A 19,802-nucleotide genomic window follows, 5' to 3' on the forward strand; every position below is an offset into this window, starting at 1 on the left:
AGAAGGTGCGCAGGCCCGGGTCTCAGATACAAGTACGGCCCAAGTTCGGGGGACGCTACTGTTCACACGTGCCGCGAGATCGAAATACCGTGGTTGACCGCGGCGCCGGGTGTCTCCTCGGCGGCGCCCTCGGCGACGCGCTCGGAGCCCCCGTGCAGTACCTCGGCTGGGCCGACATCCAGCGCGAACACGGCCCAGAGGGCGTGCTGGGCCCACCGAAGCCCGCGCTGTTCACGGACGACACCCAGCTGACCCTCTTCACCGCCGACGGCTATCTGCGCGCCTGGGTGCGCGGGAAGCGGACCGGCGACTGGGAACCGTCCCAAGAGGTCTGGCACAGCTACCGGCGCTGGCTGATCACCCAGCAGCAACCGGCCCCCGAGCGGGGCGCGGTCGGGCTGCTCGCCGACGAACGGCTGTACGAGAGCCGCTCGCCGGGCCTGACGTGCCTGCGCGCGCTGGCCGCCGAGACACCGTCCACTCCGGAGAACCCGCACAACGAGTCGTCCGGCTGCAACGGCGTCACGCGCACGGCCCCCGCGGGCTTCGCGCCGTCCGCAGCGATCGCCTACGACCTCGGCTGCCGGTTCGCCGCGCTCACGCACGGCGGCACGGGCGGCTGGGTGTCCGGCGGCGCGCTGGCGTTGCTGGTGCACCTGCTCGCCGTGAAGGCCAGGCCGTTGCGCGAGGCGATCGACCAGGTCATCGGCCGGGTGCTGCGCGACGACACGTACACGGCCACGGTGCTGACCAGGGCCGTGGTGCTGGCGGACGACCACGACGGTTCGTCGCCCGTGCGCGTCGACCGGCTCGGCAGCGGCTGGACCGGTCCGGAAGCGCTGGCCATCGCGGTCTACACCGTGCTGACGCACCCGAAGCCGTCGCAGTTCGTGGACGCGATGCGCGCCGCCGCGAACCACTCCGGAGGCAGCGACGCCACGGCGGCGTTGACCGGCAACGTGCTCGGCGCGTTGCACGGCACCGACGCGCTGCCCCGCGACTGGCTGATGGGGCTGGAGATGGTGGACGTGCTGGACGCGATGGGCCGCGATCTCGGCATGTCCGCGGTGAACCTGGACTTCAACGAGGACCGCTACGCCTGACCAAAAGAGAGAAGACCTGCCGTGGTGCGCTCCCGAATTCGCGCCACAGCAGGCCTTCTCGCACGAGTAGTTGGTCGACAGCAGGCCGGGACTTGCCCCGAGCGCGAGCTCCGATCCAGCTCTGGATCAACGAAATCATGCCCCGGAGTCAAGGCTCCGTTGGGCGAGCATGTTAACAGATGTGTACCGGAAGTCCAGGGCTCGAGAAGACGCGACGATCTTCGTCGACGATGAAGACCTCGCAGTCCTCCTGCGCCGCCGCCCACTCGATTCCGTCTCTACCCAGCGCAAACGCCGCTGTGGCAGTGGTATCCGCGATCGCGAGGTCGTCGGAGAAGACCGTCACCGAGAGAATTCCCGAGACCGGCTGACCGGTACGGCCGTCCAGGATGTGCTGGCCGCGTTCGTACAACGCTGACGTGGCAACGGCTCCGTCCCGCACGCCGAGCACGACGCTCAGCTGGTCGGCGAGATCGGGATGCCGAACGCCGACGCGCCAAGGCTTTCCGGGCTCGGGCTCGCCGGCCGTCACCACGTCGCCGCCCGCGTTCACGCAGAACGTCGTCGCGCCGCCCTCGCGCAGCAGGTCCGCCGCCCGTTGCACGGCCCAGCCCTTCACCACCGCGCAGGGGTCGAGCCCGCGTCCCGGCACCCGTGCCGTGAACGCGCCGCCCGTCGACTCCTCGTACCAGTCGCACAGCGAGAGCACCTCCACCAGATCCGGGGTGAGCTCTTCCCTGGTGAGCTCACCCCGGTCCAGCCGGGACACCTCGCTGTCGGGCTTGAACGGCGAGAACTGGGCGTCGGCCGCGCGCAGCCAGGCGAACGCCCGCTCGGCCAGCGCGGCGTCGCCGTCACGCAGGTCCACCGAGATCGGCAGCCCCATGATGTGCTCGACGCGCCGCACCGCCACTTCTACTTCGCCCCGTCGAGCGCGGCCTGGAGCGACTTCTTGTAGCCCTCGGAGGTCGCGGTCGCGCCGGAGACCGTGTCGATGTCCGCGCTCTGCGCCTTCAGCGCCGACTGCCTCAGCAGCGGCAACGCCATCCTGGTCGGGTCGCTGTTGGGCGCCCGCAACGCCTTCACGTCGATGATCTTGGTGCCCTGCAGCGTCACCTGCACCTGCACGGTGCCCTCGGACGTGTTCACCGCGGGGCCGGGCACGGTGCGGTTCTGGGCCTGCTGCTGGGTCTGCTGTTGCGGGGTCGTGGTCTTGGGAGCGGCGCCCGTCGCCTTCGGCGCGGAGCCGGTGGTCTTCGGGACCGTCTGCTGGGTGGTCTGCTGCTGTTCCTGGGTCGGCGCCGCCGCGACCTCGTTGATCTCGCCCTCGTGCGCGGCACCCGGTGAGTAGAGCCAGACCGGAACCAGGCCGGCCACGCTGAGCACAGCTACGGGAATTGCCCACTTCACGTCGTCGAACCCCTTCAGTTGGCCAGCGCGAAGCGCTCGGCGTGGATCTGGCTGGCGGGCACTCCCAGTTCGTCGAGGCTCGTGATCACCGCGTCGGTCATGCCGTTCGGGCCGCAGATGAAGATGTCGCGGTCCGCCACGTCGGGCACGAGCGCGGCGATGTTCTCCGGGCCGAGCAACGGGCCGTTCGCGGTGATGGTCTTCGACGAACCGGTGACCAGGCGCAGCACCGCGCCCTTGGCCCTGGCGAGGCCTTCGAGCTCGCGCAGCAGAACGGCCTCGCGCGGGTCGCTGACCCGGTAGAGCACCACGACGTGACCCTTGATCTCCTCCAGCAGCGCGCGGACCGGCGTGACGCCGACACCGCCCGCGACGAGGAGCGCGTTGGGCCTGGTCTGGTGCATGGTCGTGAACGCGCCGTACGGGCCCTCGGCGAACACGCGGGTGCCGACCTTGATGTTGCGGATGTCCGCGCTGCCGGTGCCCAGGGCCTTCGCGGTGAGCCGCAGGTACTTGCCGTTCGGCGCCGCGGACAGCGAGAACGGGTTGGCCTGCCACCAGCGGTCCTTGGTCAGGAAGCGCCACAGGAAGAACTGGCCGGCCTTCGCGCCGAGCTGGTCGAGGTCCTTGCCCTCGATGTAGACCGAGACGACGTTGTGCGCCTCGGGCACCACGGCGGCGACGTGGAACTGGTGCTTCCAGTTCCGGTAGAACGGGAGCACCACGCGTCCGATCAGGACGGACCCGAGCGCGAACGCCCACAGGCCCCACCAGTAGCCGGTTGCGAGCGCGGACTTGCGGAACGTGCTGCCGACCGCGACCTGGTGCGAGAACGCGAGGAAGATCGCGACGTAGGTGTACAGGTGGATGAAGTGCCAGGTCTCGTAGGCCATCCGGCGCCGCGCGAAGCGGGCCGAGACCGTGCCGACGACCATGATGATCGCCCACGCCACCAGCGCGCGGAGGATGCCCTCCAGCTCGGTCGCCTGCCGGACGACCTCCGCGATCGGGCCTTCGTCACCGGCGTTGCCGAACGCGATGAAGACCAGGTGGCCCATCAGCGTGAAGAAGATCGTGAAGCCGACCCAGCGGTGCCACGAGGTGAGCTTGTCCATGCCCAGGCGCCGGTCGAGCCACGGCAGCCGCGCCACCAGGAGCAGCTGGAACGCCATCGCGAGCGCGCCGTACAGGCCCGCCAGGCGGCCGAAGTTGACCAGCTTGTTCGAGCCGACACCCGCCGCGTTGAACAGGTAGGTCACGAACGCCGCGTTGGCCAGGAGGAACACGTACAGGCCGGCTTTGGCCAGCACCTTGTGCGGCGTCGCCCGGCCGGCCGGAGCCGGTCGCACGGGATGCTGCAGGGTGGTCGTCACGGCGGGCTCCTCGGTCAGGGCGGTCTCTGGCGGTCGGTCTCGATCCTTGGCGTTCGAGCTGTGGCTCCGCTTTGCACCCGCTGTCGACTTCCTGTCGATCGAGCGCCGGAGCCACCAGGTGACGCACCATGAGCACGTGGACAAGGGGAACTCGGTTCGATTGCTCGTCGTAGATGACGAGCCGCACATCGCTGACCTGGTCGCGACGGTCGCCCGGTACGAGGGCTGGCAGGCCGCGACGGCGCTCAACGGTGAGGAGGCTTTGAGAGAGGCCGCCGAGTTCCAGCCGGACATCGTCGTGCTCGACCTCATGCTGCCTGACCTGGACGGATTCACCGTTCTCGATCGGATGCGGGCGGCCGGTGCGATGGTGCCGGTGGTCTTTCTGACGGCCCGTGACGGCACCGCGGACCGGGTGGCGGGACTCACCCGAGGTGGCGACGACTACCTCGTGAAACCTTTCTCGGTCGAGGAACTGATGGCACGTCTTCGGGCCGTGTTGCGCCGCTCGACGGGTCCGTCGTGGAAGCGATCGGTCCTGAAAGTCTCCGATCTGGTGATGGACGAGGACACCCGCGAGGTCCGTCGCGGCGGCAAGCTCGTGACGCTGACGCCGACCGAGTACGAGCTGCTGCGGTACCTGATGCGGCGCTCACCGGCCGTGCTGACGAAGGCGCAGATCCTCGACCACGTGTGGGAGTACGACTTCGGCGGCCGCTCGAACGTGGTCGAACTGGTCATCTCCCACCTGCGCCGCAAGCTCGACGACGGCCGCGAGCCGTTGATCCACACCGTGCGCGGTGTGGGGTACGTGCTCCGCAGAGCAGCCGAGTGAGCCCGCGATGAGGTTCGGACTGAAGCCCGTCCGCGACTGGCGGCTCGGCACCCGCCTCGCGCTCGGTCTGGGTGCGCTCGCGCTGACGGTGTTCGTGATCGTCGGCTGGGTCATGGTCACGTCGATGCAGGACTTCCTCGACCGCCGCCTCGACGACCAGATGGTGATCAGCCAGCAGGGCGCGGCCAAGGAGGTCGAGTACTACGGCAAGGTCAGCAAGATCCCGCCGGACTGGTTCGCCGTCGTCTACAAGATCGAGAACGGCGGCGTCACGCCCCTGCCCGGCGACCAGCAGCCGCAGGACCGCGAGGAGTTCGACGCCCTCGCGAAGCAGGCGCTGACCGCCGACAGGTTCGCGACCGACTACCTGCGCGACGAGGGCAAGTTCCGGCTGCGCGCCTGCCAGGTCGTCAAGGACGAGTACATCGTGGTCAGCGCGGCCCCGATGCAGGACAGGGACGGCACGATCTCCCAGCTCGTCACGGTCGGAGTGATCGCGTTCCTGGCCGCGCTGGTCGCGTTGGTGGTGGGCGGACAGGCGTTGATCCGCAAGGGCATGCAGCCGCTGTCGGACATGGCCGACACCGCGCACGACATCTCGTCGCACGACCTGACCGACTCGGGTGATCTCGCCGTGCGCGTGGACAGCCGAGGCGGCGGAGTGGAGGTCGAGGAGCTGCGCGAGGCGTTCAACAAGATGCTCGCGCACATCGACACGTCGCTGGTCGCGCGCACGGCCGCCGAGCAACGCCTCCGCCGGTTCATCGCCGACGCCTCGCACGAGCTGCGCACGCCTCTCACGTCGTTGCGCGGCTACGCGGACCTGTTCAAGTACGCGGCGGCCAACGAACCGGGCGAGCGCGAGAAGCACCTGGAGAAGCTGCGGTCGGAGGCGTCACGCATGAGCGTGCTGCTCGACGACCTGTTGTTGTTGGCACGCCTGGATTCCGCGGCGACCGAACCACCGTTGCGGCCGGAGGAGCTGGACCTGTCGGTGATCGCGGAGGCGGCGGCGGACGCGTTCCGCGCGGGCAGACCGTCGCACGCGCTGGACGTCGACGCCGACACGGTGACCATGACCGCCGACCCGACCCGGTTGAGGCAGGTGCTCGACAACCTGCTGACCAACGCGGCCGTGCACACGCCCGCGGGCACCACGGTGTCGTTGAAGGTGACGGCCGAGAACGGCTGGGCGGTGATCCGGGTGAGCGACACCGGTCCCGGAATTCCGGAGGCGGACCAGGCGCGGATCTTCGACAGGTTCTACCGCGTGGACGACTCGCGGACTCGTCAGCGCGGCGGCAGCGGCCTGGGCCTGGCCGTGGTGCAGTCGCTGGTGCAGGCGCACGGCGGCAGGATCGAGCTGGCCAGCCGGCCGGGGTCGACGGTCTTCACGATCCGTCTCCCCCGGCGGCACTCGTAGCTAGTCGGCCTGCGAGCTCGTCGCCCACAGGTCGATGCCCGACTCGACGGCGTACTTGTCGATCTCGGCGAGCTCGTCGTCGGTCAGCGGCGGCGCCTGCAGGGCCGCGAGGTTCTGCTCCAGCTGCCCGACGGAGGACGCGCCGATCAACGCCGACGTGACGCGCGGGTCGCGGATCGTCCAGGTCAGCGCGAGCTGGGCCAGCGACTGGCCGCGCGACTTCGCGATCTCGTCGAGCGACCGGATGCGGCTGAGGTTCTGCTCGGTCAGCAGGTCCGTCGACAGCGACTTGCCCTGCGACGCGCGCGACCCCTCGGGAACGCCGTTGAGGTAGCGGTCGGTCAGCATGCCCTGCGCGAGCGGCGAGAACCCGATGCAGCCCGCGCCGACCTCCTCGAGCGTGTCCAGCAGCTCCGGCTCGATCCAGCGGTTGAGCATCGAGTAGGACGGCTGGTGGATCAGCAACGGCACGCCGGCGCTCTTGAGCAACTGGGCGGCCTCGCGGGTCTTGGCGGGCGAGTACGACGAGATGCCGACGTAGAGCGCCTTGCCCTGCTGGACGGCGGACACGAGCGCGCCCATCGTCTCTTCCAGCGGCGTCTCCGGGTCGAACCGGTGCGAGTAGAAGATGTCGACGTAGTCGAGGCCCATCCGCGTCAGCGACTGGTCGAGCGAGCTGAGCAGGTACTTGCGGCTGCCCCACTCCCCGTACGGCCCGGCCCACATGTCGTAGCCCGCCTTCGTCGAAATGACGAGCTCGTCGCGGTACGGCCTGAGATCATCCTTCAGGATCTGCCCGAACGTGATCTCCGCCGAGCCGTAGGGCGGACCGTAGTTGTTGGCGAGGTCGAAGTGCGTGACACCGAGGTCGAACGCCCTCCGCGCGATCCCGCGGCCCAGCTCGTAGGGGCGGTCACCGCCGAAGTTGTGCCACAGGCCGAGCGAGATGGCGGGCAGCTTGAGGCCGCTGCGTCCCGTCCGCCGGTACGTCATCTGGTCGTAGCGCGCGCTATCCGCGAGGTAGGACATGGTGCCCAGAATGTCACGTCCTGATGAGACGGAGCAGGACGAGAAACACATCTTCATGCGGGCAGAGGACGTGCGCGCGAAGGTGCTCGAAGCGCAGGACTCGCCCGCCGGCGTGACGATCTACCGGACGTGGATCGACGGCCACCTCGACCTCGGCTTCCTGACGATGACGGGGCCGCTGACCCTGGTCGGCTGCCACCTCCCGGAAGGGATGACCCTGCGGCACGCGCAGATCGGCACGATCGACCTCAGCAGCACGAACGTGTGGGGCTTGCGGGCGGATGGCCTGCGCACCAGGAGCTTCGAGATGACCCACGCGCGGTGCGGCGACAAGTTCGACCTCGACCACGCCCAGATCGACGGCACCCTTCAGCTGGCCGGCACCAGCGTCGGTTCGTTCACCGCGTACGGCCTGAAGGTCGGCGGTTCCTTCATGGCGAGGGAGCTGTACGCGTGGCCGGGGTGGCGCGGTGGATGCGCGCTGCACCTGGACAACGTCGACATCGGTGGCGACCTGGTCCTCGACGACGGCATGATCACCGGACTCGCCGGGCCCGCGATCACCGCGAACAGCGCGAAGGTCGGCGGCGTGTTCTCCGCCGAGAACGCGATCATCCGCGGTGACTCCGACGCGCTCTTCCTCCTCGAAGCCGACATCGGCGCGCTGGATCTGCGCGACACCGTGCTGCGCGGGGCGTTGTGCACGGACGGCGCGCGGATCCGTTCCGAGGTGAAGCTCAGTGGGATCGACGCCGTCTCGTCGGAGGCCGACGCCACCATCCGCATGGTGGACACGACGATCGGCGCGGGGCTTCTGCTGACCGGCCTCGTGCGCAGCCGCACGGGCCGGGCCGTGGCGCTGCACAGAACGACGGTCGCGGCGAGCCTGACCATCCGCGAGGCCGAGATCGACGCGGACAGCGGCAAAGCCGCGTTGGAGATCAGCAACTGCGACGTCGGCAGCGAGCTCACGATCCGCCCTGACGTTCTCCGCAACCGCGGTGACGGTCTCGAACTCGATCTCTTCGCCACGAGGGCAGGCCGGGCACTCGGGCTCGAAGCCGAGGACCTCATCGAGGCCGACGTCTTCACCGTGACGATGCAGGGACTGTCCTATCCGGACGCACCGGAGGACACCGACGCGTGGCTCACGATGCTGCGCGATCACACCTTCGGGTACGAAGCACAGCCGTACCAGCAACTCGCGGCCGTGCACCGCGCCGCAGGCCACGAGCACACCGCCCGCAAGGTCCTGATCGCCCAGCAACGAGACCTCCGCCGCCGCGGCGACCCCGGCAACAAGCTCTGGCACTGGTTCCTCGGCGCCACTCTGGGCTACGGCTACCGGCCCTCCAGGGCGGTGATTGGCCTACTCGTCACGTTCCTGCTCGCGCTTTGTCTCGTGTGGACAACCAACGCCTATAACGGCCTGACACCGGCCAAGGACCGCCCCGCCGACTCGTGTTCACCTGTGAACAGAATCAGTCTTGCGGCGGATCTCGCGATCCCGCTGGTGAAGCTCGGTGGCACACCGAGATGCGAACTGGCGAACGGACCAGCCGGGCAGTGGGCGACAGGGGCGGGCTGGGTCGTGCAGATCCTGGGTTGGTCGTTCGCCACGCTCAGTGTCGCGGGCTTTACCGGACTCGTCCGCAAAAGCTGACCGTCGTCCCGCCGGAATGAGACGAGGGTCCGCCCACCTGGGCGAACCCTCTTCTCCAATGGAGCCGGCGAGGGGAATCGAACCCCTAACCTTTCGCTTACAAGGCGAGTGCTCTGCCAATTGAGCTACGCCGGCCGGCTCGTGTTCGCGAACATCGTAAGCGCCCGTTGCGGGTGCTACCTGCGGCGAACGGTCTGCTCTCAGTGTGATCGGATTGCTCCGACCGGAGTCGGACCAACCAACTGAGTGGGTCAATGCCTCGGAGCGAGCGCCTTGACCAGGTCAGGAGGGTAACCAACGGACAGTGATCATGTCCTCCTTTTCGGGTCGCCCGATCGGAGGTGGCCGACGACACAGCAACAGTCGAAGTCCCCGTCACGATCACACGACGGAGGTGCCCAAGATTTCCACGAACAGCCTGCACGGCCCCGCTCTGCCCGATGACACCACGGTTCACCTGGTACTCGATCTCGCCCTGAAGATCGGTGAGGTCCAAATGTCCAGTGGGGCCGGCGCGGCCGATGTGACAGCGACGATTCTCTCGGTCACCGAGAGCTATGGACTGCCGCACACCGAAGTCGACGTGATCTACACCTCTATCAGCGTGTCGTGTCATCGCGGCACGGAGGCAATGCCGATCACGTCGATACGCGTCGTCCGGCAGCGCAGTCTCGACTACACGCGGCTTGCGGACGTCGAACATCTCGTGCGCAATCTGGGGCCGATCGAAGAAGCGCACGCACGGCTTGAAGACATCACGAACGCCAAGCACCCGTATCCGCGTTGGGTCGCCACCGCCGCATGGGGCGGAATGGCCGCCGCCGTGGCGTTCCTCGTGGGCGGCGGGCTGGTGCTCGCGCTCACCGCCGCGGCCATCACCGCCGTCGTCGACCGGGTCGGCCGGATCCTCAACCGCCGCAACCTGCCGTTCTTCTTCCAGCAGCTCGTCGGCGGTGCGCTCGGCACGGGTGCGGCGCTGGCCATCTTCTCGACCGGGTTGCTGCCGGTGCGGCCGAGTCTGCTCGTCGCCGTCGGGATCGTCGTGCTGCTGTCCGGGCTCGCGCTCGTCAGCACCGTGCAGGACGCGATCTCCGGCTACAACGTCACCGCCGCGGGCCGCACGGTCGAGACCGTGCTGCTCAGCGCGGGGTTGATCGCGGGTGTCGCGCTGGCCATCCGCGGGGCCGTCCACTTCGGACTGGACATCACGCTCAGCGACCCCATCCCGGCGTTGATCTCCGCGGTGCCGATGCAGTTCGCGGCCGGCGCGGCGACGAGTGCGTTCTTCGCGCTCGCCTGTTACGCCCGGCCCCGCGCGCTCGTCGCCGCCGCCATCTCCGGCGCGATCGGCACGGCCGCCTACGGACTCATGACGAGCTTCGGCCTGGACGCACTGCTCGGCTCCGCCGTGGCCGCCGCGATCACCGGGTTCGGCGGCGCGACGATGACCCGCCGGCTGCGCATCCCGACGCTCGTCGTCGTCCAGGCGGGCGTCGTCCCGCTGCTGCCCGGCTGGACCACCTACCGGGGTCTGTTCCAGCTCACCGCGGAGGGCGATCCGGCCGGTTTGAGCACGCTCGTGTTCGCGAGTGGCATTGCTCTCGCTCTGGCCGGAGGGGTCGTGTTCGGCGAGTACCTGGCACAGCCGGTGCGCACCGGACTGGGCCGTCTGGAACGCAAGTTCGCTGGTCCGCGCATGTCCGGGCCTCTCAAACCATCCAAGCGTCGTTTGGAGTGAAACTCGCTGTGACGGGGGTTACACGGCACGCCGACAGCACGCGTCCGCACTAGCCTCAGATCCGTGAGCATGGACATTGGCGAGAACGGGGCGGAATTCGTAGTCGTGGCCAACCGGTTGCCGGTTGACCTGGAGCGCTTGCCTGACGGAACCGAGCGGTGGAAACACAGCCCTGGCGGTCTCGTCAGCGCTCTGGAACCGTTCCTCCGCTCACACAGCGGCGCCTGGGTCGGCTGGCCCGGCGTCGCGGACACCGAGGTGCCGCCGTTCGAGGACGACGGCCTCCTGCTGCACCCGGTCGAGCTGTCCGCGAAAGAGGTCGAGGACTACTACGAGGGCTTCTCCAACGGCACCCTCTGGCCGCTCTACCACGACGTCGTGGCGCAGCCCGCGTTCCACCGGCACTGGTGGAACGCCTACGTGAAGGTCAACCAGCGGTTCGCCGACGCGACGGCGAAGGTCGCCGCGCAGGGCGCGACGGTGTGGGTGCAGGACTACCAGCTGCAGCTCGTCCCGGCGATGCTGCGCGAGCAGCGGCCCGACCTCAAGATCGGCTTCTTCCTGCACATCCCGTTCCCGCCGGTCGAGCTGTTCATGCAGCTCCCGTGGCGCACGGAGATCATCCGCGGCCTGCTCGGCGCCGACCTGGTGGGCTTCCACCGGCCCGGTGGCGCGCAGAACTTCCTCTGGCTGGCCCGCCGGCTCGTGGGCCTGGAGCCGAGCCGCGGCACCGTGGGTGTCAGGACCCGGCCAGGTGTCGTGCAGGTCGGCGACCGCACCGTGCGCGTCGGCGCGTTCCCCATCTCGATCGACAGCGCGGGGCTCGACGCGGTCGCCCGGCGCAAGGAGACGCAGGCCCGCGCGAAGCAGATTCGAGCGGACCTGGGCAACCCCAAGCGCATCCTTCTGGGCGTGGACCGTCTCGACTACACGAAGGGCATCGACGTCAGGATCCGCGCTCTGTACGAGCTGATCGCGGACGGACGCGTGGACCCCGAGGACGTCGCGATGGTGCAGCTGGCCACGCCCAGCCGGGAGCGGGTCGACCACTACGTGACGATGCGCAAGGACATCGAGCAGTCGGTCGGCCGCATCAACGGCGAGTTCGGACGGGTCGGCAAACCCGTCGTGCACTACCTGCACCAGTCGGTGAACCGCGAGGAGCTCGTCGCGTTCATGGGCGCGGCGGACGTCATGGTCGTCACGCCCGTTCGGGACGGAATGAACCTCGTGTGCAAGGAGTACGTGGCCTGCCGATATGATCTTGGTGGAGCTCTGGTGCTCAGCGAGTTCGCCGGCGCTGCCGCAGAACTGACCAGTGCGTTCCTGGTGAACCCCCATGATCTGGACGGTGTCAAGAACGCTCTGCAGGCCGCCCTCGACATCGATCCTGCTGAAGGCCGCCGTAGGATGCGCGCGCTGCGCCGCCAAGTCCTCACCCACGACGTTGATCGCTGGGCAAGGTCGTTCCTGGAGGCGTTGGGCACGCAGACCTCGGTCTGAATCCTTTCAGATCCCATTGACCCATCGAGTGCTCCAGGAGGGGCGTTGACCGCCGAGGCCCTCCCCGCCGAACTGCGCCGCGCGATCGTGCAGCTGGCCAGGACCCCACGACTGCTGGTCGCCAGCGACTACGACGGAACACTCGCGCCGATCGTGGCCGACCCGGAGGCGGCTCGCCCGCTTCCGGAGTCGGTGAACGCGCTCCGTTCGCTGGCGAGCCTGCACGAGACCACCTCAGCCGTGATCTCCGGGCGCGCGCTGCGCGACCTGGCCACGCTGTCCCGTCTGCCTGGCGAGGTCCACCTAGTGGGCTCGCACGGCTCCGAGTTCGACGTCGGCTTCGTCCACGCGCTGGACGCGAACGCCAAGGCGTTGCTGCGGCGCATCGAAGCCGAGCTCGAAGAGATCGCCGACGGCCAAGAAGGCGTCCAGCTCGAGGTCAAGCCCGCCTCCGTCGCGGTGCACGTGCGCCGTGCCGCGAGCGAGGCCATCGGGGAGGCCGTGCTCACCGCCGTCCGCTCCGGCCCGTGCACCTGGGAGGGTGTGCAGGTCACCGAGGGCAAGGCCGTCATCGAGCTCGCCGTCGTCGAGACCAACAAGGGCCAGGCGCTGGACATCCTGCGCCACCAGGTCGGCGCCACCGCGGCGATCTTCCTGGGCGACGACGTGACGGACGAGAAGGCGTTCGCGCGCCTGTCCGGCCCGGACGTCGGCATCCGCGTGGGTGCCGGCGAGTCGCTGGCCGAGCACTACGTGGCCGACCCCGCCGACGTGGCGACGGTGCTGGCGTTCCTCCTGGAGGAGCGCCGCGCGTGGCTGCACGGCGACCAGGCCGTGCCGATCGAGCGCCTGACCATGCTCGCCAACGAGCGTTCGGTGGCCCTGGTGACGCCGGACGCCAAGGTCAACTGGCTGTGCCACCCCGAACCGGACTCCGCGGCGATCTTCGCGGACCTGCTCGGCGGCCCTGCCGCGGGTCACTTCTCGATCAAGCCGGAGCACGGGTCGCTGCCGCTGGGCCAGCGCTACCTGCCGGGCACGATGATCGTGGAGACCCGCTGGTCGCGGCTCCTGGTGACGGACTACCTGGAGCACGACCTCGCCTCCCACCGCACGGACCTCGTCCGGCGCATCAGTGGCTCCACCAACGCGGTGATCACGTTCGCGCCGCGGCCCGAGTTCGGCCAGGTGCCGGTGCGGCTGCTGCGCGAGCGCGACGGCCTGCGCGTCGTCGGCACGTCGGACCCGATGGTGCTGCGTTCCCCCGGTGTCGACTGGGAGATCACCTCGGACGGCGTGCAGGAGACCGCACGCGCCGTGGTCCGCCCACGCGAGGGTGCGCCGGTGTTGCTGGAGCTGCGCTGCGGCACCGACGACATCTCCGAGCACGCTCAGGCCGAGTCGGTGCGCCGTGACCGCGCCGCCGGCTACTGGTCGGACTGGGCGGCGGGCCTGCACCTGCCGAAGGTGCAGACGGACCTCGTGCTGCGTTCTGCTTTGACGCTGCGCGGCCTGGTGCACAAGGACTCCGGCTCGATCATGGCCGCGGCCACCACGTCGCTGCCGGAAGAGCTCGGCGGCGTCCGCAACTGGGACTACCGCTACTGCTGGCTGCGCGACGGCGCGATGACCGCCGCCGCACTCGTGTCGGTGGGCTCGTACACGGAGGCCGACGGATTCCTGGCCTGGCTGCACGGCGTCCTGGAGACCATCCCGGGCCCCGAGCGGCTGCACCCGCTGTACACGCTGCACGGCACCCAGCTCGGCGCCGAGGCCGTCATCGAGTCGCTGCCCGGCTACGCCGGCTCCCGGCCGGTCCGCGTGGGCAACCTCGCGAACCAGCAGGTGCAGCTCGACGTGTTCGGCCCGGTCGTCGACCTGGTCGTGCAGCTGGCCACCGCACGGGGTTCGTTGTCGGACACCGACTGGACGATGGCCGGGGCGATGGCCGAGGCCGTCTCGCGGCGCTGGCACGAGCCCGACCACGGCATCTGGGAGGAACGGCACGCGCCGCGCCACCACGTGTACTCGAAGGTCATGTGCTGGCTGACGATCGACCGGACGATCAAGCTCGGCGAACGGTTCGGCCGCGAACTCGACCCGTCGTGGGTGCCGCTGCGCGACACGATCGCCACGGACGTTCTGAAGAACGGCTGGAACGACGAGGTCCAGTCCTTCACCACGGCCTACGACGGCGACGACCTCGACGCCGCCTCGCTGTTCGTGGGCCTGTCGGGCCTGATCGACCCGACCGACGAGCGCTTCCAGTCGACCGTGACGGCCATCGAGGCGGAGCTGCGGTCCGGTTCGACCGTGTACCGCTACCGCCGCGACGACGGCTTGCCGGGCGACGAGGGCGGCTTCCACCTGTGCGCCGCGTGGATGATCGAGTCGTACCTGCTCACCGGCCGTCGCACCGAGGCCGAGGAACTGTTCGGCCAGATCGTCGCGGCCGCGGGCCCCACCGGCCTGCTGCCGGAGGAGTACGACCCGATCGCGGAGCGCTCGCTGGGCAACCACCCGCAGGCGTACTCGCACCTGGGCCTGATCCGCTGCGCCCAGCTGCTCTCGCAGTGATCTCGTAGTTCTGGTGATCTTGTAGTTCTGGTGCCGCCGCGGTCCTGCTTCAGGGCCGCGGCGGTGCTGGTTCAGGGCCGCGGCGGTCCCGGTTTCGGGGGCCGCGGCGGTGCCATTTCCACGATCTACGCTGTGCCTGTCCCGGGGCCTCAGCTGTGCCGAAGCAGGATCTCCACTGTGCCGAGGCGAGCGACACGTGTGCAGCGGGCTGAGGCTGTGCCCACCGCTCCCCCGCGCGATTCCTCCTGACGCAACGCGCGAACCCCGGATTTGGTTCCTGCTCTATCCACAGGCTACCCAGAATCGCATAACACCAGGTCAGAACTTTGCCAGCCTGTGGACAACTCGCGATCAAGGTCAGCTGTCCGCCCAGCCGGCAGTCCACCCAGCCAGCCGGCAGTCCACCCAGCCGACGCCTGACGCCGTACCGGAGCCCATGCTTCGGATCCCCCGCCGCAGGATCAGGGTCGGGGCGGCACCTTCTCGATGATCTTCGCGGTCCCCGGCGAGCTGCCGTGCAACGTGATCACGTCGCCCCGGATGAGGTGCGCCCACGCCGGCGGCACGAACGGCCTCAGGCGTGCGGTCGCGCGTTCGCCCGGACCCAGCACCGGCTTGGACTCGATCCACAGTGCGGCTACCCGCTGGTGTTTGCCGGTGACGTCCCACATCGGGCGTTCTCCCCTGGCCTGCAACGGTTCCGCGTCGACAGACAGGGTCAGCTCGACTCGCAGCAGGCCTTGGATCGACTCCACGCAGCGCCATTGGAACCAGGTCTCGTCCTGGTCCATCTGGGTCGCCGCCTCGGCGAGCAGGGCCCAGTAGCGCGGGGTCTGCCAGGTGTGGCCGTCGAAGTCGCCCAGCAGGGTGAGGACCAGTTCCCACTCTTCGAGGTCCAGGTAGTCGAGCAGGTCTGAGTTCTGCACCTCCGCTGGCACCAAGGACGCCGCGAACCGCAGTAACTCACCTATCTCGCTGTCGTGTCTCCCCAACACTCGCGTATTCGATCACAGTCGCGGTACCGGCCACCGGCTGTCCCTCGTGCATGGTGATCACGTCGCCCGGTACGAGGTGCCGCCACCCCTCCGGCGACAACGCCGTCAGCCGGACGATCGCGCGGCCACCGGCCTCCAGTTCGGGCTTGGACTCGATCCACATCCTGGCCACCCGGTAGTCGCCGCCGCCCACGTGCCACAGCGGCCTGAGCACGCCCTGCGCCGGAATCGGGTTCCGCGTGCTCGGCACCAGCTGTAGATCGGCGCGGATCAGGCCGAGCCGCGTCTCGGCCTCCCGCCAGTGGAACCACTTGGACGGCAGGTACAGCTCCTCCGCCGCGGCCGCCAGCAGCTTCCAGTACTCCGAGGTCTGCCAGGCGATGCCGTCGAAGTCGCCGAGCAGGTCGAGCGCGATCTCCCACTCGTCGTGTTCCAGGTACTCGCGGACATCCGCGGACGTGCACCCAGCGTCGCTGCGCGCGTCGCCGGGCACGAGCGCGACGGCACAGCGCAGCAACTCAGTCATCTTCCGGCTTCTCTTCGGACTTGCTGCTGCGTTTGCGGTTCAGGCCGAGCAACTCCAGCGCCGACACCAGATCGTTCGCCACCAGCGCGCGCACCCCGTCCGGCAGCGGGCCGTGGTCCGGCGGCACCAGGGCCTTCTTGAACCCGAGCCGCGCGGCCTCGCTGAGGCGTTTGCCGACGCCGTTGACGCGCCTGATCTCGCCGGCCAGGCCGACCTCGCCGAGCACCACCAGGTCGGCGGGCAGGGCGATCTCGCGTTCCGCGGAGGCCACCGCCAGCACCACGGCCAGGTCCGCCGCCGGCTCGACGAGTCGCATGCCGCCCACGGTGGCGGTGAAGACGTCCTTCTGGAACAGGTTGACCTTGCCCCGTTTCTCCAGCACCGCCAGCGCCATTGCGATCCGCGCCGAGTCGAGTCCGCTCACCGCGCGCCGGGGCGCGGGCAGGTTCGTCTTGGCCACCAACGCCTGCACTTCGCCCAGCATCGGCCGCTTGCCCTCGACGATCACCGTGACGCAGGTGCCCTCGACGGCCTTCTCGCGCCGCGTGAGGAACAGGCCGGACGGGTCCGGCACGCACACGATGCCGTCGTCGCGCAGTTCGAAGCAGCCCACCTCGTCCGCCGCGCCGTAGCGGTTCTTGATGCCGCGCAGCAGCCGCAGACTGGAGTGGCGGTCGCCCTCGAACTGCAGCACCACGTCGACCAGATGCTCCAGAACCCGAGGCCCCGCAACGGAACCGTCCTTCGTGACATGTCCAACGAGGACGATCGGCAGGCCGCGTTCCTTGGCCATCGCGATCAGTCCTGATGCGACGGCCCGCACCTGCGTGACGCCGCCGGGCCCGCCCTGGGCGCTCACCGTCGACATGGTCTGAATGGAGTCGACGATCAGCATGGACGGCTTCACCTGGTCGACCTGCCCGAGCAACGAGCTGAGCTCGCTCTCGGCCGCCAGGTAGATGTCGGAGTGGAGATTGCCGGTGCGTTCCGCGCGCAGCCGCACCTGGCCCGCGGACTCCTCACCGGTGACGTAGAGGCAACGCCCGTGCGACTCGGCCCAGCGGTGCGCAGCCTCCAGGAGCAACGTCGACTTGCCCACGCCGGGCTCACCGGCCAGCAGCACGACGGCACCGGGCACCAGGCCGCCGCCCAACACCCGGTCGAACTCGCTGACACCGGTGGACAGCGCCCGCGCCGACTCGATGTCGACCTCGCCGATGGGCCGGGCCGCGGACGTCGGAGCGCCCGCCACCACGCGCGTCACCGACGCGGTGCCTCGTTCCTCGATGCTGCCCCACGCCTGGCACTCGGGGCAGCGGCCGAACCACTTCGCCACCTCGTGCCCGCACTCGGCACAACGGAAGATCGGCCGCGCTGTCTTCGCCACGAACCGAACGTTAGAGGACGACACCGACAGTTTTCGACGGCCGCTGTTCCGCACACGGCGGCGAGTTCGCCGGGAAGTTGGTCGTCCGGCCAACGCGAACTCGCACCGCAGGTCAGGCCCGTCGCCGGAGAAACTTCAAGATTTTTCGGCGGGTTTGTCGATCCGGCCCAGGGCCCGTTCGACGCATCAGTGGAAGGACACGACAAACCTGGAGGACACAGTGAGCACCGCAACCGTTTCCGCGACGCAGACCCGCAAGTTCGCCCTCGGCCGCTACGCCACCGTCGTCACCCGCGTGCTGACCGGCCTGCTGTTCGCCACGACCGGCCTGAACGGCTTCGTCATGTTCATGCCCGCCCCGGACCCCAGCACGATGGCGCCGGAGGGCCTGGCGTTCACCGGCGCGCTCTACGCGACCGGATACATGTTGCAGCTGACGTCCGGCGTGCAGCTTCTCGCGGGGCTCCTGCTGATCGCCGGCCGGTTCGTGCCGCTGGCGCTGGCGCTGCTCGCCCCGGTGGTCGTGAACATCCTCCTGTTCCACGTCTTCCTGGAGCCGAGCGGCATGGTCATGGGACTGCTCGTGGTCGCAGCAGAGATCGGCCTGGCGTGGGCGTACCGCGATAAGTTCCTGCCGATGCTCAAGGCCTCCTGAACAAACGCGAAACGCCGCCCCCTGAAGCCAGGAGGCGGCGTTTTCGTGTGTCAGGGGTCAGTGACCGCCGGACTCGTGGCCCTCGCTCGTGCGCTTGTGCTCAGACGGCGCCACGGGCACCTCCAGCGTCACGGAGCCGGCCTTCTCGAACAGGAACGTGACCTTGACGGTCTGGGCCGCCACCACGTCGCGGTTCAGCTTCTTGAGGGTGCAGCGGATCTCCAGCACCTCGAGGCTCGGGTCGACCGCGGCCGACGACGAGGTCGGCGCGACGGAGGAACCCGACGGGCGGCCGCTCGACGACGCGCCCGAGGACGGCGACACGTTCGAGGACGACACGCCCGAGGACGGGGCGCCGGACGACGGCGTCACCGACGACGGGTTCGAAGAGGACGGGTTCGACGACGGGGCACCCGAGGTCGGCACGACCGACGAGGACGAGGCAGCGGACGACGAGGGCGCGGAGGACTTCACCGGCGCCTTCGAGGCGTCGTACTCGGCCCGCAGCGCGTACTGCGCCGGGATGTCCTTCGAGCCGACGACCTCGGCCTCGGCTTCCGAGGCCTCCGACTTGATCGACAGCAGCTTGTCCGGGGCGGAGCCCGAGTTCGCGATGACGAAGGTCAGCGGCGCGTCGTCGCCTTCGTGGTACCGGTTGCCGTCCGGCGGGAAGGCGAGCATGACGTTGCGCACCGCGATCGGGCCCGCGTTGCCGCTCGCACCGTCGACGGCGGCGACCTGGGTGTCGGTCTGGGTGACCTGACCGGCGCTGCAGCCGACCGCCACCAGGCCTAGGCCCGCGGCCAGCGCTGCCGTCACGATCATCCGGCGAGACACTCCTGAGTTCACGGCTCCAGCGTCCTTCCTAGGGAACAACCACCAGGCGAGGAGCCTAACCGGGAGCCGAATCGAGGACGCGACGGGATGCCAGTCGATCTTCGATGAGACGTACCTTGCACGCGAACAGGTGGTTTGTCAACCCCCCGCATGGCCCTGACCAGCACTAACGGATCATCGAGCAGCGATCGAAGGGTTGCCGGACGTGTTAGGATGGAGGCATCGAAAGGGGCAGAGGACACATGGTTTTCAAGGTCGGAGAGACCGTCGTCTACCCGCACCACGGTGCCGCTCTCATCGAAGCAATCGAGACCCGCGTGATCAAGGGCGAGGAGAAGAAGTACCTCGTTCTCAAGGTAGCGCAGGGCGACCTCACCGTTCGGGTTCCCGCTGACAACGCCGAAATCGTAGGCGTGCGTGACGTTGTCGGCCAGGAAGGGCTCGACAAGGTTTTCGAGGTCTTGCGTGCTCCCCACACCGAGGAGCCGACCAACTGGTCTCGGCGGTACAAGGCCAATCTTGAGAAGCTCGCCTCCGGCGATGTGAACAAGGTTGCGGAAGTGGTGCGCGACCTCTGGCGGCGCGAGAAGGATCGCGGGCTTTCCGCCGGCGAGAAGCGGATGCTGGCGAAGGCGCGGCAGATACTGGTCAGCGAGCTGGCGCTGGCCGAGGGCACCGACGAGGACAAGGCCGAGGTTCTCCTCGACGAAGTTCTCGCCACCGCCTCGTAGTTTTCTCAAACAAACAA

17 protein-coding genes and 1 tRNA gene are annotated in these 19,802 nt (G+C 68.9%); 9 read left to right on the forward strand and 9 right to left on the reverse strand.

Annotated elements, in window-relative coordinates:
* Positions 1-89: 89 nt before the first annotated feature.
* Positions 90-1,103, forward strand: a complete 1,014-nt coding sequence (locus ACIRG5_RS33930) for an ADP-ribosylglycohydrolase family protein (RefSeq protein ID WP_402912451.1) — start codon at positions 90-92, stop codon at positions 1,101-1,103.
* A gap of 172 nt (positions 1,104-1,275) precedes the next feature.
* Here the strand turns inward: ACIRG5_RS33930 and ACIRG5_RS33935 are convergent, their stop codons facing one another.
* Genes ACIRG5_RS33935 through ACIRG5_RS33945 form a run of 3 tightly spaced genes read right to left on the reverse strand, consistent with a single transcriptional unit; the run spans position 1,276 to position 3,886 of the window.
* Positions 1,276-2,010 (reverse strand): FAD:protein FMN transferase, encoded by a 735-nt coding sequence (locus ACIRG5_RS33935; protein WP_402912453.1) that lies wholly within the window; start codon positions 2,008-2,010, stop codon positions 1,276-1,278.
* Positions 2,011-2,018: 8 nt separating this feature from the next.
* Positions 2,019-2,513 (reverse strand): FMN-binding protein, encoded by a 495-nt coding sequence (locus ACIRG5_RS33940; protein ID WP_402912456.1) that lies wholly within the window; start codon positions 2,511-2,513, stop codon positions 2,019-2,021.
* A 14-nt stretch (positions 2,514-2,527) separates the two neighbouring features.
* Positions 2,528-3,886 carry a ferric reductase-like transmembrane domain-containing protein gene (locus tag ACIRG5_RS33945; RefSeq protein WP_402912459.1) on the reverse strand — a complete coding sequence of 453 codons (1,359 nt, stop codon included), beginning with the start codon at positions 3,884-3,886 and terminating at the stop codon, positions 2,528-2,530.
* Between the two features lie 136 nt (positions 3,887-4,022).
* Between ACIRG5_RS33945 and ACIRG5_RS33950 the strand changes: the two genes are divergently transcribed.
* Complete coding sequence (locus ACIRG5_RS33950) at positions 4,023-4,721, forward strand: response regulator transcription factor (protein WP_211335635.1); 699 nt, start codon at positions 4,023-4,025, stop codon at positions 4,719-4,721.
* A gap of 7 nt (positions 4,722-4,728) precedes the next feature.
* On the forward strand, positions 4,729-6,144 hold the full coding sequence (locus tag ACIRG5_RS33955) for a sensor histidine kinase (RefSeq protein WP_402912462.1): 1,416 nt from the start codon (positions 4,729-4,731) through the stop codon (positions 6,142-6,144).
* Here ACIRG5_RS33955 and mgrA read toward each other — a convergent pair whose 3' ends face one another.
* Positions 6,145-7,173 carry an L-glyceraldehyde 3-phosphate reductase gene (gene mgrA, locus ACIRG5_RS33960; protein WP_402912465.1) on the reverse strand — a complete coding sequence of 343 codons (1,029 nt, stop codon included), beginning with the start codon at positions 7,171-7,173 and terminating at the stop codon, positions 6,145-6,147.
* A gap of 10 nt (positions 7,174-7,183) precedes the next feature.
* Here mgrA and ACIRG5_RS33965 point away from each other — a divergent pair, with 10 nt between their 5' ends.
* On the forward strand, positions 7,184-8,836 hold the full coding sequence (locus tag ACIRG5_RS33965) for a hypothetical protein (RefSeq protein ID WP_402912468.1): 1,653 nt from the start codon (positions 7,184-7,186) through the stop codon (positions 8,834-8,836).
* A 59-nt stretch (positions 8,837-8,895) separates the two neighbouring features.
* Here ACIRG5_RS33965 and ACIRG5_RS33970 read toward each other — a convergent pair.
* Positions 8,896-8,971 (reverse strand) — tRNA-Thr (locus ACIRG5_RS33970).
* A 259-nt stretch (positions 8,972-9,230) separates the two neighbouring features.
* On the opposite strand from ACIRG5_RS33970, the gene ACIRG5_RS33975 reads away from it, so the two are divergent.
* The 3 genes from ACIRG5_RS33975 (at position 9,231) to otsB (ending at position 14,654) form a co-directional block, all read left to right on the forward strand.
* Entirely contained in the window at positions 9,231-10,574 is a 1,344-nt protein-coding gene (locus tag ACIRG5_RS33975) for a threonine/serine exporter ThrE family protein (protein WP_402912471.1), read from the forward strand.
* A gap of 69 nt (positions 10,575-10,643) precedes the next feature.
* Positions 10,644-12,077, forward strand: a complete 1,434-nt coding sequence (locus tag ACIRG5_RS33980; protein ID WP_402912644.1) for a trehalose-6-phosphate synthase — start codon at positions 10,644-10,646, stop codon at positions 12,075-12,077.
* A 45-nt stretch (positions 12,078-12,122) separates the two neighbouring features.
* Entirely contained in the window at positions 12,123-14,654 is a 2,532-nt protein-coding gene (otsB, locus tag ACIRG5_RS33985; protein ID WP_402912474.1) for a trehalose-phosphatase, read from the forward strand.
* A 461-nt stretch (positions 14,655-15,115) separates the two neighbouring features.
* Here the strand turns inward: otsB and ACIRG5_RS33990 are convergent, their stop codons facing one another.
* The 3 genes from ACIRG5_RS33990 to radA are packed head-to-tail and all read right to left on the reverse strand — an operon-like array spanning position 15,116 to position 17,562.
* On the reverse strand, positions 15,116-15,580 hold the full coding sequence (locus ACIRG5_RS33990; protein WP_402912477.1) for a hypothetical protein: 465 nt from the start codon (positions 15,578-15,580) through the stop codon (positions 15,116-15,118).
* 37 nt (positions 15,581-15,617) lie between these two features.
* On the reverse strand, positions 15,618-16,175 hold the full coding sequence (locus ACIRG5_RS33995; RefSeq protein WP_402912480.1) for a hypothetical protein: 558 nt from the start codon (positions 16,173-16,175) through the stop codon (positions 15,618-15,620).
* Positions 16,168-17,562: a DNA repair protein RadA gene (gene radA, locus ACIRG5_RS34000; RefSeq protein WP_402912483.1), complete on the reverse strand. Its 1,395-nt coding sequence runs from the start codon at positions 17,560-17,562 to the stop codon at positions 16,168-16,170. Before radA ends, ACIRG5_RS33995 begins: the two co-directional genes overlap by 8 nt.
* Positions 17,563-17,782: 220 nt before the next feature.
* Between radA and ACIRG5_RS34005 the strand changes: the two genes are divergently transcribed.
* Entirely contained in the window at positions 17,783-18,217 is a 435-nt protein-coding gene (locus tag ACIRG5_RS34005; protein ID WP_402912485.1) for a hypothetical protein, read from the forward strand.
* A gap of 57 nt (positions 18,218-18,274) precedes the next feature.
* On the opposite strand, the gene ACIRG5_RS34010 is transcribed toward ACIRG5_RS34005, so the two are convergent.
* Positions 18,275-19,042, reverse strand: a complete 768-nt coding sequence (locus ACIRG5_RS34010; protein ID WP_402912488.1) for a hypothetical protein — start codon at positions 19,040-19,042, stop codon at positions 18,275-18,277.
* Positions 19,043-19,296: 254 nt separating this feature from the next.
* Here ACIRG5_RS34010 and ACIRG5_RS34015 point away from each other — a divergent pair, with 254 nt between their 5' ends.
* Positions 19,297-19,785, forward strand: a complete 489-nt coding sequence (locus tag ACIRG5_RS34015; RefSeq protein WP_012782996.1) for a CarD family transcriptional regulator — start codon at positions 19,297-19,299, stop codon at positions 19,783-19,785.
* Positions 19,786-19,802 lie beyond the last annotated feature (17 nt).

Source organism: Lentzea sp. NPDC102401 (genome assembly GCF_044765805.1).
Lineage (GTDB): Bacteria > Actinomycetota > Actinomycetes > Mycobacteriales > Pseudonocardiaceae > Lentzea > Lentzea sokolovensis.